9 protein-coding genes and 1 pseudogene are annotated in these 12,753 nt (G+C 40.8%); all 10 read left to right on the plus strand.

The annotated features are described in order from the left end of the window. Positions 1 to 375 precede the first annotated feature (375 nt). The 10 genes and pseudogenes from V7K25_RS30940 to V7K25_RS30985 all read left to right on the plus strand — a co-directional run bounded on the left by V7K25_RS30940 (position 376) and on the right by V7K25_RS30985 (position 12,387). The gene (locus V7K25_RS30940; RefSeq protein ID WP_335163657.1) at positions 376 to 510 is read left to right on the plus strand and encodes a hypothetical protein; all 135 of its coding nucleotides are present in this window, start codon (positions 376 to 378) and stop codon (positions 508 to 510) included. Positions 511 to 681: 171 nt separating this feature from the next. Beyond that, positions 682 to 876, plus strand: a complete 195-nt coding sequence (locus V7K25_RS30945) for a bromodomain-containing protein (protein ID WP_335163659.1) — start codon at positions 682 to 684, stop codon at positions 874 to 876. A 182-nt stretch (positions 877 to 1,058) separates the two neighbouring features. Further along, on the plus strand, positions 1,059 to 1,610 hold the full coding sequence (locus tag V7K25_RS30950) for an alpha/beta hydrolase (protein ID WP_335163660.1): 552 nt from the start codon (positions 1,059 to 1,061) through the stop codon (positions 1,608 to 1,610). A gap of 167 nt (positions 1,611 to 1,777) precedes the next feature. Then, positions 1,778 to 2,329, plus strand: a complete 552-nt coding sequence (locus V7K25_RS30955) for an HdeD family acid-resistance protein (RefSeq protein WP_335163662.1) — start codon at positions 1,778 to 1,780, stop codon at positions 2,327 to 2,329. 216 nt (positions 2,330 to 2,545) lie between these two features. Further along, a complete protein-coding gene (locus V7K25_RS30960; RefSeq protein WP_335163664.1) occupies positions 2,546 to 4,618 on the plus strand; it encodes a glycoside hydrolase family 10 protein in 2,073 nt (690 codons plus the stop codon). Between the two features lie 292 nt (positions 4,619 to 4,910). Next, positions 4,911 to 5,039: pseudogene (locus V7K25_RS30965) on the plus strand (IS701 family transposase); the annotation flags it as partial. Positions 5,040 to 5,758: 719 nt separating this feature from the next. Continuing rightward, on the plus strand, positions 5,759 to 8,833 hold the full coding sequence (locus V7K25_RS30970; RefSeq protein ID WP_335163666.1) for an ABC transporter transmembrane domain-containing protein: 3,075 nt from the start codon (positions 5,759 to 5,761) through the stop codon (positions 8,831 to 8,833). A gap of 13 nt (positions 8,834 to 8,846) precedes the next feature. Continuing rightward, positions 8,847 to 10,409, plus strand: a complete 1,563-nt coding sequence (locus V7K25_RS30975) for an HlyD family efflux transporter periplasmic adaptor subunit (RefSeq protein WP_335163668.1) — start codon at positions 8,847 to 8,849, stop codon at positions 10,407 to 10,409. Between the two features lie 26 nt (positions 10,410 to 10,435). Next, the gene (locus tag V7K25_RS30980) at positions 10,436 to 11,254 is read left to right on the plus strand and encodes a peptidylprolyl isomerase (protein ID WP_335163670.1); all 819 of its coding nucleotides are present in this window, start codon (positions 10,436 to 10,438) and stop codon (positions 11,252 to 11,254) included. Positions 11,255 to 12,165: 911 nt separating this feature from the next. Further along, the gene (locus V7K25_RS30985) at positions 12,166 to 12,387 is read left to right on the plus strand and encodes a hypothetical protein (protein ID WP_335163672.1); all 222 of its coding nucleotides are present in this window, start codon (positions 12,166 to 12,168) and stop codon (positions 12,385 to 12,387) included. Positions 12,388 to 12,753 lie beyond the last annotated feature (366 nt).

Here is a 12,753-nt window from a genome sequence, read left to right on the forward strand (position 1 = left end):
AAACTGGGGTTTGAGAAAGCAAAAGCTTCTTTTACTTGCGGAAAACACTCAAATGAGTAAGCAAACTGGGGTTTGAGAAAGCAAAAGCTTCTTTTGAGAAAGCATTTAAGTATTTTGAGAAAGTAAACAGGTTTTTTGATAAAGCAATTAGCCTTTTTGATAAAGTAATTAGTAAATATACGTAAGGATTAAAAATTAGGGTTGCACATAGCTTGCGTCCCATAGAGAATGGTACATCAATTTTTGAATGAAAATATAAAACCAAACAAATTGTGCAAGTGTGAAATTTTATATGACACAGCAATAGCGATCGCTCTCGTATTGCAAAATTAATATTAGTCAAAGACTCGATACAATTACAGGCTTGAGTACTGTATGATTTCATTGAATAAGAATATAAAACCAAACAAATTTTACAACTTTAAAATTTGTTTATATAACATCCAGCAGCGATCGCCACTAATCACCATAGTTATCATACTTGCGATCGCTACTCATGAATTCTTCTAAAGGTGCTAATCCATCAAGCCCTATCCATTGGAGTATTATTACTCAAAAATTCTGTTAAATTTGTACCCTCTGAATGAATCTCTTCAACCTATAGCAGGAGTATCATGTTCGATTAAGGCCCTACTATGAAGAACTAGGTAATCAAATTGCAGTATATCTGCCTTTCAAATTATGGACTTGAAGTACAAGTGGAAAAATGGCTATAAACCAAGCCGAGATGAAGCGGCAAAAAATCCTCATTTGTTATTAGATGAGAGTCAGTTCGAGAACGAGCAAGACCGAAAACTAGCTGAAGAATCTGCAAGGAAGCATTTGGGTATACCTGCACCAACCCTAGATGAAGATAAATCAATACTACCTCATTAGCTTCGCCTAACGAAAAGGCTTAATAACACCATTTCCAAAAATCTTTACAACGAAGAAATTGCCTGTAGTGACGTATAGCTGTACGTCCCTAACATCTATCTGTAGCAGGAATTTGGTGAAATAATATAACGCTTGGGCATTTTGTGCATATCTACGCTCCGCACCATTATAAAATTAGAAAAATGCAGATTTATCAACTTTTCAACCGATTAAACAATAGGAAATTTACTAAGTTACTTACTCAAACAGTAGCTTTAGGCGTAGGTGCTATTGTTCTACTTTCAAGTACTAATGCTAATGCTGCCGAGCAAGTTGTTTTAAAGTATGGTACTTTTCAGGGGCAAATATCTGTTCAAGAATTAACTCAGTTTACAGAAACTGGCACAACTACCCCGACGTTAAGGGCTTATTTACAGGCGGCGCAACAAGACCCCGCAGAAGCTCGTAAGGCACTGAAAGCGGCGATAAAAGCCGATCCTGCCTTTTTAAATAGCTTACTGTCTAGCTGGGCAGGGCCAGTTTTGGTTAACCAAATTGGTGAGGTAGTTCACCCTCCCGGAGGGCAACTAAATCAGGAGGCGCTACGAAGTGCTTTAAGTGCATCTATTCAACAAAATGGTCAAGTTACATTGCTTGGAGCCATTCAGAATTATCCAAATCCTTCTGTTGAACTTCAAGGAGATCGTCTTATATCTGTTTATGAACGCCTAAGTAATCTTGCAAAAGTATTATGAGGGTTACATCATCAGATGATTGGCTTAGTATTTCAATAATCGTGAATTTTAGTAGCGATCGCAATAAAGTTAATACTGATGAGTCTATCTTAGGGTTCATACTCTGTTACTTAGAAATTCCCTAACCTAAATGTAGAGTTTAGTCTAAGAATAGGGAGAAGATTTGTATGACAACTGATGTTTCTAGAGATATTAAGAAGGATGTTAATGGGTCACTCATAAGTGGTGTTATCCTGAGTATTTTAGGGGTTATTGCGATCGCAGCGCCTAGTCTCTCGACCTTATTTGCTGAGACTTGGATTGCGGTAATTTTGATTTTCGCCGGATTTACAAAACTAGTTTATGCCACTCAAACCTGCCACCAAGGGGGTTTTCTTTGGAAACTTCTATTGAGCGGACTTTATATTGCAACCGGCATAATGCTGTTTGTTTATCCTTCTACAGGTATTCTCACACTAACTCTGTTGCTTGGCAGCTTTTTGCTAGCTGAAGGTACATTTGAGTTAATTCTGGCATTCCAGTTACGTCCGCAAGAGAACTGGACTTGGATATTAGGTGATGGGATTATTACGCTGGTCTTAGGCGCAATGATTTGGTTCCAGTGGCCCTTTAATGCGCCCTGGCTTCTTGGCACACTAGTTGGTGTTAGCATTATTTTCACTGGCGTTTCCCGCGTAATGCTGTCATTGAATGCGCGTTCTACCTCGAATCCTACTTAGTAGTAGATAGGGAATGGGGAATAGGGAATGGGGATTGGGGGAGCAGAGGAGAATAACTCCTAACTCCTAACTTAGGACTCAGCACTCAGCACTGTTTTGCCCAATGCCCAATTTTGAGTAGTGACAGTTTACTAAGACATTGCAGCAGCGATCGCTATGATATTGCTAAATTAGCTAAGGAAATCAAAATCAAGGCCAGCTAGCTGCTTTTCAACAATGGTATCTATTGCTACTCCCTTCTCGGATATTCAAAACCATTGGGCACGCTTATTTATTACAGCCTTAGCCCAACGTCGTATTGTCAATGGATTGCCTAACGGTACTTATCGCCCCGATAACTCTGTTACCCGCGCTGAATTTGCCGCCATTATCGCCAACGCATTTGGGACAGTTTCCAAGAAGCGACAGTATGTCCCCTTTGTTGATGTACCCACTAATTATTGGGCAGCAGCCGCCATTCAAGCAGCTTACGAAAAAGCATTTCTTAGCGGGTTTCCTGATAAAACTTTCCGTTCCGCTAACCGAATTACTAGGGTGGAAGTTTTAGTTGCTTTGGTAGGAGGCTTAGAAATTGCCACCAAAGTAAAAGCTGACCTTCTCTTACAACTCCCACAAATTTATCAAGATTCTGTTCAGATTCCTGAGTATGGTAGAAATCAAGTAGCTATTGCCACCAGCGCCGGATTGGTGGTTAGTTTCCCAAATATCAAATTACTCAATCCCAATCTCGCAGCCACCCGTGCAGATGTGGCAGTGATTATTTATCAAGCTTTAGTGTATTTAGGTCAAGCAGAAAAAATTGTCTCTAGTTACCTAGTGCAGCCGCCAGCACCAACACCAGCACCAACGCCAGCACCAACGCCAATACCCACACCCATACCAACACCTGCACCTATCGGTAGCGTTAGGGTAAGTCATAGCCGGGAATTTCGGGGAGCGTGGGTAGCATCTGTGTGGAATAGTAATTGGCCTTCTAAGGCAGGACTTTCTGTTGCCCAACAAAAAGCTGAACTCAGTGAGATTATTAGTAAATTACAAGCGCTAAACTTTAATGCCCTTATCTTTCAGGTGCGGCCGGAGGGAGACGCTTTATATGAATCTAAATTAGAGCCTTGGAGTGCCTGGATTACAGGAACTCAGGGTCAAGCACCAGAACCATTTTATGATCCTTTAGCGTTTGCGATCGCAGAATGTCATAAGCGCAATATTGAACTCCATGCTTGGTTCAACCCCTACCGCGCCAGTACTTCCACCAACCCAGCTAAAACAGTCCGTCCCCACATAGCAGCTACCAACCCAGAAAGCGTTTATTTGTGGAAAACTCAACGCTGGATGGACCCAGGACTGAAAATAGTTCAGGATAGAGCTTATAACGTAATTCTTGATGTAGTGAAGCGCTACGATGTTGATGGCATTCACTTAGATGATTATTTTTATCCATATCCCATTGACGGTCAACCTTTCCCCGATGAGAAAACCTACGCCGTATATAAGGCAGGCGGTGGTACACTTAGCCTTGGCGACTGGCGACGGGACAATGTTAACAGAATGGTACAGCGCCTCTATCAGGGTATTAAATCAACTAAATCCGACGTTAAATTTGGTATTAGTCCCTTTGGGATTTATCGCCCCGGACAACCTACTGGTATTACTGGGTTAGATGCTTACAACGTGCTGTATGCTGACTCGAAGAAATGGTTAGCAGAAGGCTGGATTGATTATATCGCGCCTCAACTTTACTGGCGCACAGACCAACCACAACAAAGTTATTCGGCGTTGCTAAAGTGGTGGACAGAAGTAAATACAAAGCAAAGACACGTTTACGCTGGCAATAATCTGACAGAACCAAGCAACAAGAGTCGCGAGAGTGATGAGATTGAAAAGCAGGTGAAAATTAGTCGTAGCCAAGCTGGACATTTGTCACTGGGGAATATCTTCTTTAATGTTGGTGTTTTGACAGAAAATAGTCAAGGCATTGCTGATAAATTCCAAAGTCTGCTTTATAACAAACCTGCGCTACCGCCAACTTTGTCTTGGCAGGATACAACACCGCCCCCTCCACCTATTCAACTACAAGTCAATAACCGCAAACTGAGTTGGCAGCCTGGTGATAATCAGCCAGTTCGTTCCTGGACACTTTATCGGCAAACTGGCGATACTTGGACAATTCAACGAATTTTGTCTGCTGGCACAACCTTCGCCACCGTCCAACAAGCGGGAACCTATGCCGTATGTGCGGTGGATAGATTGGCAAATGAGAGTGTGGGAACACTAATTACAGTTAGTTAACAAAAAGTACTGCTCCTGAGTGCGATTGATTCCTAATGCCTTTCTACACAAATAATTTCAGAAATCAAATCGGATTGCTATATTAACGAAAACTGAATTTGTTACAATTCATGATATCCATTGGGGAATTGAAAGTTTTCACAGAGCCATCAAGCAAGCAATAAGGTTCGGTTAAGATCCCCCCGCCTGCGGCGACCCCCGATTGGGGGTAAAAGAAGGTTATAAGCTCCCCAATTTATCGGGGGGTTGGGGGGATCTTCATGGACAAAATATCACTAACCGAACCGTATTGATCAAGCAAGTATGTGGTATTTGTAGATTCATGGTGAGAGATAGCCAGGCAATTAGAACATATATATTTTGTTAATTTCAAGCATTTGTTCCTTTGCAGTTAATGCGCTCTCAAAACATAATTTTTAATTAATATAAATTGCAAAGAAACTTATTCACTTTTAGTAGGTCGGCGTTAAAAAATCAAGCTATGTGACGAAATGTAAAATTAGCGAATAGCTTAGAAATTGGTCATTCTACAGTACAAAACTAAGCAGACATGGCTTTTATCGCGCCGACTTATTTAGTTGTGCATGAGTAGATTGTGGAAAATCTCAGCAATACTTGTGCCGCCTACACATGGATAAAATTTTTGGTCAATGTGTAAGTCCTAAGTTCCTTTCATCTAAACGGAAAATATAAATTTATCGTAAAGGTATCTTGACAACTTGTACGTAATTCTACTAAATAAAATAGAAGCTAATACATGAATAATTGAGGAGTATTTACTTTGTCTAGATAAACTAAGCGCTCTAGCTGTGCTGAATGTCAGCTTTTAACAGTTAGGTATTAACTTTTATATATAGGACTATGATTTGATTTCTGAAAAAAGCCCTCAACTCGAAAAGCGTGATTCCATATTCCCTACTTTGTACAGACGCGATTAATCGCGTTACCTACTCCCCACTCCCCACCTACATAGATAATTTCAAAAATCAAATATGATTCCTATACATTATGTCAGACAGTATCTAAAGATCCTGCTGCTCTTGTTTGCGAATTCTCTACCCACCAGAGTTTAGTTTTCATTTGTCTTTTAATAGTTTCCGGTTCAGTTCAAAAACTAATACTTTGTGTGGAGATGAGGTAATGCCATCAGTATTTTCCCAACAACTGCTAGATCAGCAGATTACCCTTATTTTGGGCGAGAAACTTTCAGAGCAAGAAATTGCTAGCTGCTTAAAATTGGCAGAAATCTTTGAGCCACCAGTGGCAAAGCAGTTTTGGCTGACAACAGCAGCGAACCCAGGCATTTACATCGTTCTGGCTGGAAAAGCTAGAGTGCTGGATAATCAGGAAAACTTAATCACGACCTTGAGTGCAGGGTCATCTTTTGGAGAAGCGACGCTGTTTGCACAAGAAGCTTTCCAGCCATATGCCGTTAGAGCCTCAACTAATCTCAAGCTTTGTTATCTCAAACAAGAGATATTGCAAGGGTTAATTGACCACAATCCTGGGATTGGCGATCGCCTATTTAAACGCGCAGAACTATGGGATTTGGTGATGTTATATCGTCAAAACTCGCAACTACCAAGCAACCCATTGGATGTACCAGGAATACTCAAAGCCTTATCCTTATTTGAGCGGCACGATCTATCTTTAAAGCAACAAATTATACCAAAAGATTGTAAGTTGTTGCTGTTGCAAAAAGGAGAACTGCAAAATTCTGAAGGTCACGTTTTAACAGCAGGCAAAATTTATTCAGAGGTAAAACCTGGTGCTTGGCAAGTCACGCAACCAGTAGTAGCCTACATTCTCCGAGATTCAAATTGGCAAACAGCTAAAGAGGACTGGCAACAACTGTCAGAATTTGTTGAACTTGAAGAGAAAAAAGCTGTTGTTGAGAACCAAAAGACACCTTACAGCAAGCCAAAACCAGAGCAAAGAACTTCTTCTGATAACATCATTTCTTTTCCCCAGCGAGAACCATCGCCAAAACAAAAGCAAAAGAAATCTCTGCCTTACTTCCCCAGCCCTAAAGTCAAGGTAAGGCAGCTGTGGGGAAGCCTCACTAAAACCTATCCCTTCTATGCCCAACAAAGTTCCGCAGATTGTGGCGCAGCCTGCTTGGTAATGATTGGTCGCTATTGGGGTAAGCAATTTAGCGTCAATCGCCTACGAGAGCAAGCTAATGTCAATCGCAGTGGTTCTTCTCTAAGAGCTTTAGCCGCAGCAGCAGAAAGCCTTGGTTTTTCAACTCGACCTGTGAAAGCTAGTTTAGATAAATTTGCACAGCAACCTCTACCAGCGATCGCCCATTGGAAAGGGAAGCATTACATTGTTGTCTATAAAATCACCAAGAAACAGGTGATTATCGCTGATCCAGCCATTGGTCAACTGAGCCTGACCCATGCTCAGTTCAAGGAAGGGTGGACTGGTTATGCATTGCTTATGCAACCCACAGCACTTTTTAAACAAGCCGAAGAAGGCGAGGCATCATTGTGGCAGTTTTTTGAGCTAGTCAAACCTTACTCAAAAGTACTGCTAGAAGTTTTCTTGGCTTCGTTACTAATTCAAGTATTTGGACTAGTAACGCCCTTATTCACGCAGCTGTTGTTAGACAAAGTGATTGTGCAAGGTAGCACAATCACTCTCAACGCTGTCGGGTTTGGGTTGCTGATTTTTGGTCTGTTCCGCATCATTATTAACGGCGTGCGGCAATATCTGTTAGACCATACAGCCAACCGTGTTTCAGTAGCAATGTTGGTAGGTTTTATCAAACATACCTTCGACTTGCCTCTTTCCTTTTTTGAGTCGCGCTACGTGGGGGATATTGTTTCTCGCATCCAAGAAAATCAGAAAATTCAGCGTTTTCTTACAGGCGAAGCACTGTCAATTTGCTTGGACTTGATGACAGTGTTTATTTATGTCGGATTAATGTTTTGGTACAGTTGGCAGATGGCATTGCTCGTGCTATTGATTGTGCCGCCATTTTTCCTGCTAGCCCTGTTTTCCACTAGCATTTTGCGTCGTCTTTCCCGAGAGATTTTTACGGCTAGTGCAGAAGAAAATAGCTATTTGATTCAATCCCTAACAGGAATTCGTTCTGTACGGTCAATGGCAATTGAGCAAACAGTGCGTTGGCACTGGGAAGAACTGTTAAATAAACTCATCAAAAAAGGGTTTAGAGCACAAGTTGTTGCCAATCGCCTGCAAATTATTAGTGCAACGATTGAAACATTAATAACTACAGGATTACTTTGGTATGGAGCATCGCTGGTGATTCAAAACCAACTCACCATTGGGCAATTAGTCGCCTTCAATATGCTGCTAGGCAATGTCATCCATCCTTTTCAGCGCCTAAGTGTCCTGTGGAATCAGTTGCAGGAAGTCATGATTTCTGCCGAACGCATTAACGACGTGTTGGAAGCAGAACCGGAGGAAGACTTGTTTGCCTCACCCCGTCAGGCTTTGATAAAATTTTGTGGTCGCATTCGCTTTGAAAGTGTGACCTTTCGCTATCACGGAGAAAGCGAGACGAACGTACTGGAAAATCTTAGTTTTGAAATCGAACCTGAGCAGACTGTTGCGGTGGTAGGAAGGAGTGGTTCTGGGAAAACCACCCTATCTAAGTTAATATTGGGGTTATATCCTCCCACCGAAGGTAAAATTTTAATCGACGATCGTGATGTGACGAGTATTTCTCTCAAGTCGCTGCGTTCTCAAATCGGTGTTGTTGATCAAGATACTTTCTTGTTTGGTGGTACGATCCGGGAAAACTTAAGTATTGCTCATCCAGAAGCTTCTTTAGAAGAGATTATTGAGGCGGCGACTCTGGCTGGTGCTAATGAATTTATTCATAAATTACCGATGGGTTACGAAACCCAAATTGGTGAAGGCGGCGGAATGCTGTCCGGTGGTCAACGGCAACGTTTAGCCATTGCCCGCGCCCTGTTGGGAAATCCTCGTTTCCTCATTTTCGATGAAGCTACCAGCAATCTTGATGCAGAGTCAGAACGGATTATTCAGAACAACTTGAATACTATTCTCAAAAGGCGTACCAGCCTGATAATAGCTCATCGCCTCTCTACGGTACGTAATGCTGACCTCATCCTAGTGTTAGACAGAGGCATTTTAATCGAAAGCGGTACACACGATGAGTTAATTACCAAAAAAGGTCATTACTACTACCTCAACCAACAACAACTTGCTCAAGCAGATTGAGTTGAAGCAAAATATGCCACACCCATCTCTCAATTCATCATCTGGGTTTTCCAAACAGGAACCAAATGAGTATAGAAAATACACCCAGCCAGAAGATAATGCAGAATCATTTGATCTTCAGAACAAAATAGAGACGCCCAATAAGGCTCAGGATTGGCATTATGGCACTGAAGAACTGCTAGATGCTTTACCACGCCTATGGACGCGCTCTTTGCTGTATGTGCTATTCGGCTTTATTGCGATCGCCCTACCTTGGTCAATGCTCTCCAAAGTCGATGAAACAGGTAACGCTCGCGGGCGCATAGAACCAAAAGGCGCTACCCAAAAATTAGATACTCCAGCTAGTGGGAGTATTACTTTTGTTAGGGTTAAAGAGGGCGAAACCGTAAAAGCAGGACAGGTTCTACTAGAGTTGGATTCAGATGTTCTAAAAACTCAACTCGAACAAGCAAACTTAAAGCTTGAAGGGCTGCAAAATCGGCAAAGTTCTTTAGAAATACTCAAAAACCAATTGATAATTTCTGTGCAGACCCAAAAGCAACAAAACCAAGCTCAACAATTGGCAAAACTTTCTCAAATTGAGCAGGTACAACAGAATCTGAATACTCTCAAAGCTACTTATAACTTTCAGAAAGCACAACAATTGGCTAAAGTTGACCAGACGCAGCAAGCTCTCGGTTCTGGTAAAGCAGTATATAAAGTAGCCGAGATTAGTTTCCGAGGTGCTCAAGAAAAAGTTCCACGCTATAAAAAAGCCTATGAGCAAGGTGTCATTTCACAAGACCGCTTCAGTGAAATAAAACAGTTGGAAAAAGAAAATTATGAACTTCTTCTCAAAGCTAAAACCGAGATTTCTCAAGCTCAGTCCAGCCTTCAAGAACAACAGAACATCTATCAGAAAACTCTTCTTCAGGCTCAGTCTGAGATCCAACAAGCTTCTCTGCGCTTGCAACAAGAACAACGCAATTATCAAAGCCTGATCCATGCAGGTAAGCTGGCAGAACTTCAAATAGAGGCACAACTCAAAGAACTACAAACACAAATAAACTCCCTAAAATCAGAAATTGCTCAAACCAGAAGCGAGATAATATCCATCAAGATTCAATTGCGCCAACGAGTGGTGCGATCGCCTATTGATGGTGTGATTTTTGAATTGCCTATCACCAAGGCAGGAGCTGTAGTACAAATAGGCCAGAGAATTGCTCAAATAGCACCTGAGTATGCTGGCTTAGTACTCAAAGCTAATATGCCCAACACCAAAAGCGGCTTCATGAAAGTGGGAATGCCAGTCAAAATTAAGTTTGATGCCTATCCATTTCAGGAGTATGGCATCGTGGAGGGAAAACTCAATTGGATTTCTCCCGACTCTAAAGTTAGGGAAACACCTCAAGGCAATATAGAAACCTATGAATTAGAAATTACCTTAAAGCAGCCCTATATCAAAAATGGTGACAAGCATATCCCATTAACTGCTGGACAAACAGCCACTGCTGAAGTCATTGTCCGCCAACGCCGCATGATTGACTACATGTTAGACCCATTTAAGAAATTTCAAAAAAGTGGTTTAGAGCTTTAGTTTACAATCATCAGTGCTTCCTCATCATGTCAAACATTTTGAATATTTCTCAAGAAGATATAATTCATAAGCTTAAACTTTCCTGCCAAATCTCTGGTGTATTGGAAGCTGTTGCTACCGACAAAATTATCGCCAAAGCAGCCCTAGAAGCAGAAATTACAGTCACACCAGAAGAAATACAGGAGGAAGCAGATAAAATCCGGTTTGAGCAAAGACTTGTTAAAGCTGCTGACACCTGGGCATGGCTGAAAAAATATCATCTCTCTCTAGACGATTTTGAAACCTCAATCCAGACCAACATCCTCTCTCGAAAGTTGGCAAATTTTCTATTTGCAAATAAGGTCGAACACTTCTTTTACCAACACCAACTCGATTATGTTGCTGCTGTTACATATGAAGTCATCCTAGAAGATAGAGATTTAGCTTTGGAACTATTTTATGCTCTCCAAGAAGGCGAAATCAGCTTTCCAGAAATAGCTCGCTCTTACATCCAAAATCCAGAACTTCGTCGTGCGGGAGGATATCAAGGTATTCGACACCGTAGAGATTTTCGACCCGAAATTGCTACTACGGTATTTGCTGCAAATCCACCACAGGTTATCAAACCCATCAGTACACAGAAAGGGATCTATTTGGTTTGGGTGGAGGAAATCATTCAACCGCAATTAGACGAACAGATGCGCTTTCAAATACAGCAAGAATTATTTTTTGGTTGGTTAAAGCAACAAATCGAGCAATTAGAAATTGTGGTTCAGCTAGGTTCAGATAGCAATTTACCAACTATTAGCAATTTACCAACTATCCCAAGAACCTCTGCCGTCAGCTTAAGCCCATACGAATTTTGAATTAACTCTTCGGCCCCCATTAAATCTAACTGTGTAAACGCACGAAGTGTATACCTCTATCAATAATCCGACACCATTGATAATCAGTAAGATTTAACTCAAAACCTTGCCCATCTCGGCTTGTATCTCCCCAGGCAAGGATTTTAGTACTTGTGTATACCTGACTTTTCACGTTATGTGGAAAAGCCAACGATTGACCTAACCCCCTAACCCCTTTCCCGAGTCGGGAAGGGGGAAAATTCAAAGTCTCTCTCCTTAAAGGAAGAGAGAAATAGAAGTGAGGTTTTCCAGATACCGTGAAAAGTCAGGTGTATACACCGTAGCTTTTTAAGGGGGGGTTGGGGGGATCAAAAGCCTGTGGAGCAACTCTAGAAGACTTGTGTCATACCATAGCCCCGTGAGAGAGGAATGGAACCGGGGTAAAAAGCCATGCCACAAAATGGGAAATCAAGACTTTATATATTTTTCTTTTTTCGTATGAAACCACCCTGCCTGTGGACTAGCGTAGGCATCACGTATTCTTTTTCTGCTTCCACTTATACACTTTTGGTCTAATTTGTCAATGCTTAATTTCTGATAAAATCTACAGTTTATTGAATATAAAAAGATAGCTTGCTAATATAAGGTTCTTTGATTTTCGTAACCAAAAAAATAAAATTTATGTAAAACTACCACAATTTTAGTCTAATTTGTCAATGCTTAATTTCTGATAAAATCTATAGTTTATTGAATATAAAAAGATAGCTTGCTAATATAAGGTTCTTTGATTTTCGTAACCAAAAAATAAAATTTATGTAAAACTACTATTTATTAATTTCTAATAGTGTTATTATTCTTTCGTCACAAAAAATACTTTGTAGTGACACAAAAGCAAACAAGTTAATTTTACTAATTACTAGGAAAGTCAAATCATGGTTATCAATGATCTTTCTCATTTAGAAAGCGTTCTTGAAAATGAGAACATTCAAGGTGGATTAGCAATTGCAGAAGCTTTCTCTGGTGCATCTGCTTTTGGTAAGTTATTGGCTATCACATCAACTTCCACTGTTACTTCTGCTTATTCAACTAGCTTCCGCTCCAGAACGTTTAACTCAGCCAGTTCTAGCTCTATCTCTCAATCAGTTTCTGCGTAAATATGCTTTAGTTCTACAGTGCATTACAATGCATTTGAGATAGACAAATTGCTGAAAGTTGTGAAAAACTTTCAGCAATATATCTTTTTTCCAACAATATCTTTATTTATGGAACGATTAAAAATTTTCGATCTCAGCTTTTGTGAAAATGAAGTTTCCGATCTTAGTCAATAGTGACGATCGCAGGTATTGGTTATCTATTTTGGAGATTACAGCCGCAACCGAGAGCAGACATACTCAAGGTAAGTGGACGCATTGAAGGTTATGAAACTAGCTAGCAGGTTGTCGGAGAACTGGCAGAAGCATTTCCTAGCAAAACCTGCAAACGTCTTAAATTGAATGCTAAACATACCAAGCACCATTCTC

This window comes from Nostoc sp. (genome assembly GCF_036919495.1).
In the GTDB taxonomy this organism is placed as follows: domain Bacteria; phylum Cyanobacteriota; class Cyanobacteriia; order Cyanobacteriales; family Nostocaceae; genus Nostoc.